General features: G+C 65.7%; 5 protein-coding genes, 1 tRNA gene and 1 pseudogene. All 7 read right to left on the bottom strand.

The window, feature by feature from the left end; genetic code table 11:
* Positions 1-193, bottom strand: a pseudogene (locus AC1D15_RS24125) (NADH-quinone oxidoreductase subunit D); the annotation flags it as partial.
* Between the two features lie 24 nt (positions 194-217).
* Positions 218-814, bottom strand: a complete 597-nt coding sequence (locus AC1D15_RS24120; protein WP_047502924.1) for an NADH-quinone oxidoreductase subunit C — start codon at positions 812-814, stop codon at positions 218-220.
* Between the two features lie 8 nt (positions 815-822).
* Positions 823-1,299: a NuoB/complex I 20 kDa subunit family protein gene (locus AC1D15_RS24115; protein WP_047502926.1), complete on the bottom strand. Its 477-nt coding sequence runs from the start codon at positions 1,297-1,299 to the stop codon at positions 823-825.
* A gap of 4 nt (positions 1,300-1,303) precedes the next feature.
* Positions 1,304-1,663, bottom strand: a complete 360-nt coding sequence (locus AC1D15_RS24110) for an NADH-quinone oxidoreductase subunit A (protein WP_047502928.1) — start codon at positions 1,661-1,663, stop codon at positions 1,304-1,306.
* 61 nt (positions 1,664-1,724) lie between these two features.
* A tRNA-Leu gene (locus AC1D15_RS24105) sits at positions 1,725-1,809 on the bottom strand.
* A 154-nt stretch (positions 1,810-1,963) separates the two neighbouring features.
* Complete coding sequence (secG, locus tag AC1D15_RS24100) at positions 1,964-2,386, bottom strand: preprotein translocase subunit SecG (protein WP_477827958.1); 423 nt, start codon at positions 2,384-2,386, stop codon at positions 1,964-1,966.
* A gap of 33 nt (positions 2,387-2,419) precedes the next feature.
* Positions 2,420-3,127, bottom strand: a 708-nt coding sequence (gene tpiA / locus AC1D15_RS24095) for a triose-phosphate isomerase (RefSeq protein WP_477827957.1), incomplete at its 5' end; no start/stop codon positions are given.

Below are 3,127 nucleotides of genomic sequence, written 5' to 3'. Positions count from 1 at the left end.
GGTCCATGTAGGGCAGCGACTGGATGTAGGTCTTGCTTTCGGCCAGCTTCTCGGTCGCGCGGTGCAGCAGGCCGATGTGCGGGTCGGCGCGCTGGATGACCTCGCCGTCGAGTTCGAGCACGAGGCGCAGCACACCGTGCGCGGCCGGGTGCTGCGGGCCGAAGTTCAGCGTGTAGTTCTTGATCTCTGCCATGTCGTTGCCTCGAGGCGCGAGCCCCTAGTGCAGGCCACCGTAGTTGTCTTCGCGAATGATGCGCGGCGTGATCTCGCGCGGCTCGATCGTCACCGGCTGGTAGATCACCCGCTTCTGCTCGGGGTCGTAGCGCATCTCGACGTGCCCGGAGGTCGGGAAATCCTTGCGGAACGGGTGGCCGATGAAGCCGTAGTCGGTCAGGATGCGGCGCAGGTCGACGTGGCCGTCGAACAGGATGCCGTACAGGTCGAAGGCCTCGCGCTCGAACCAGTTGGCCGAGTTCCAGATCTCGTTGACCGACGCCACCATCGGCAGGTCATCATCGGGTGCGAACACCTTCAGGCGCAGCCGCCAGTTGTGCGTGATCGACAGCAGGTGCGAGGCCACGCAGTAGCGCAGGCCTTCGTTCGGCTGGTCCTTGTACGACGAATAGTCGAGGCCGCACAGGTCGACCAGCTGCTCGAAGCGCAGCGCCGGGTCGTCGCGCAGCGCGAGCGCCACCGCAGCGTAGTGCTCGGCGGTGACGGTCAGCGTGAGTTCACCGCGGTCGCGCACCAGGCGCTTGATCTTGCCGGCAAAGGCCGCTTCGAGCGCGGCCTGCAGGGTATCGAGTTTGCTCATGCGGGCTTTCAGCGAGCGATCGTGTTTTCGCGGCGGATCTTGGTCTGCAGCTGCAGCACGCCGTACAGCAGCGCCTCGGCCGTCGGCGGGCAGCCGGGCACGTAGACGTCGACCGGCACGATGCGGTCGCAGCCGCGCACCACCGAGTAGCTGTAGTGGTAGTAGCCGCCGCCGTTGGCGCACGAGCCCATCGACAGCACCCAGCGCGGCTCGGCCATCTGGTCGTAGACCTTGCGCAGCGCCGGCGCCATCTTGTTGCACAGCGTGCCGGCGACGATCATCAGGTCGCTCTGGCGCGGGCTGGGACGGAACAGCATGCCGAAGCGATCGATGTCGTAGCGGGCCGCGCCCGCATGCATCATCTCGACCGCGCAGCACGCGAGGCCGAAGGTCATCGGCCACAGGGATCCGGTCTTCGACCAGTTGATCAGCGTGTCGACGCTGGTCGTGACGAAGCCTTCTTTCAGAACGCCATCAATGCTCATCTGATTACTCCCAGTCCAGGGCGCCCTTTTTCCATTCGTAGGCGAAGCCGACGACGAGGATGCCGAGGAAAACCATCATCGACCAGAACCCCGCAGGGCCGATTTCCTTGAGCGACACCGCCCACGGGAAGAGGAACGCGATTTCCAGGTCGAACAGGATGAAGAGGATCGCGACGAGGTAGTAGCGCACGTCGAACTTCATGCGCGCGTCCTCGAAGGCCTCGAAGCCGCATTCGTAGGGGGAATTCTTCGCGGCGTCCGGCTTGTGCGGACCCAGCAGGAAACCGAGCACCTGAGGCGCTACGCCTACCCCTACGCCGACCAGGATGAACAGGATGACGGGCAGGTAGGGAGCGAGGTTCATGGTGTGGTTTGAGCGGTCTTGAAACAAACGAGGCACTGGGTAAGTGCCTCGTTCAAAGATCTGGTGCCGTCGGCGAGACTCGAACTCGCACAGCTTTCGCCACTACCCCCTCAAGATAGCGTGTCTACCAATTTCACCACGACGGCTGCACTCAAAATCGCTGTTCGGTTGGCATGAGGACTGGCTTACCGAACAGCCGTAAATTCTAACCTCAAAGACCTCGGGTTTACGCGCTGTGCACCGCAGTGCAGCACGACAGTCGGATACCCGGGCAGGTCCTTGACCCCGATCACCCGCCGATCACTTGGTCGGGATCGCGCCCGCGCCCGACGCGGCCTGCACCGGCGCGGCCGGAGCGATGACGGCCGAAGCGCCATCGGCCGGGATCGCGGCAGCGCCCGAAGCCCCACCGGCGGGCGCGCTTGCAGCGATGCCGGGCGCGCGATCCAGGATGGTCGAGCCCGACGCCGGCGCCGCGCTCGCGCGCTCGTGCGAGAAGTACGCGAGCGTCAGCGTGCAGACGAAGAAGACGGCAGCGCACACCGCCGTCGAACGCGACAGGAAGTTCGCGCTGCCGGTCGCACCGAACAGGCTGCCCGACGAGCCGCTGCCGAACGAGGCGCCCATGTCAGCCCCCTTGCCATGCTGCACCAGCACCAGGCCGATCATGACCAGGGCCGCCAGCATCTGGATGACGACGACGAAATTCAACAGCACTTGCATTGTTCTTGCTCCAGAAAAATCAGGGTCCGCGGGTCAGGCCGCGGCTTTGCATATGGCCGCGAAATCCGCGGCCTTCAGTGACGCCCCGCCGATCAGCCCGCCGTCGATGTCGACTTGGGCAAACAGGCTGGCGGCGTTGTCGGCTTTCACACTCCCGCCGTACAACAACAACATCTCATCGGATTTCTGCGTCGCCGCGTGCAACTGCGCGCGCAGCAGCGCATGCACCGCCTGCGCCTGCTCGGGCGACGCGGTCTTGCCGGTGCCGATCGCCCACACCGGCTCGTAGGCCACGACGACCTGCGAGATGCAGTGCGCGAGCGTGTGGATCACCGCCGACAGCTGGCGCTTGACCACCGCATCGGTSTGCCCGGCCTCGCGTTCGGCCAGCGTCTCGCCGACGCAGACGATCGGCGTCAGCTTGTGGGCCAGCGCCGCCTTCGCCTTGTCGGCCACCAACTGGTCGGATTCGGCATGCAGCGCACGCCGCTCCGAGTGCCCGACGATCACGTAGCGGCAGCCGAACTCGGCCAGCATCGATGCCGACACCTCGCCGGTGTAGGCACCGCTCTCGTTCCTTGAACAATCCTGCGCGCCCCAGGCCAGGCGTTGGCCTTGAAGCGACAGCGCGACCTCGCCCAGGTACGGGAACGGCGCGCACACCGCCACGTCGGCATCGAAGGGGCCGGCCGCCACCAGGGCGGCCAGCAGTTCGGCATTGGCCACGCGGCTGCCGTTCAT

The organism is Rhizobacter sp. P2_H2, assembly GCF_056403375.1.
This window is presented reverse-complemented; position numbering and strand designations above follow the sequence as displayed.